Here is a 303-nt window from a genome sequence, read left to right as displayed (position 1 = left end):
AAAATAACAAAAGCATCCCGGCCGCTACCGCTGAACCAATTACGCCAGCCACGTTAGGCCCCATGGCGTGCATCAGCAAAAAATTGGATGGGTTGTATTTCTGTCCCTCCTTCTGCACCACACGGGCCGCCATTGGAACCGCAGAGACGCCTGCGGCGCCTATCATGGGATTTACTTTGCCCTTTGACAGTCTGCACATTACCTTTCCCAGCAGCACGCCGCCCGCGGTTCCCACGGAAAATGCAGCCAGGCCAAGCACAATAATCTTTAATGTATCCACCCGCAGAAACGCATCTGCGCTCG

Annotated in this window: 1 protein-coding gene; it reads right to left on the bottom strand. The window is 54.8% G+C overall.

Annotated elements, in window-relative coordinates:
* On the bottom strand, window positions 1-303 hold a 303-nt coding region (locus NE473_RS31150), incomplete at both ends, for a sodium ion-translocating decarboxylase subunit beta (protein WP_256265645.1).

Origin of the sequence: Hungatella sp. SL.1.14 (assembly GCF_024460495.1) — a bacterium.
In the GTDB taxonomy this organism is placed as follows: Bacteria; Bacillota; Clostridia; order Lachnospirales; family Lachnospiraceae; genus Hungatella; species Hungatella hathewayi.
The sequence above is the reverse complement of the archived record's forward strand: the minus strand, read 5'-3'. Positions and strand labels throughout refer to the sequence as shown.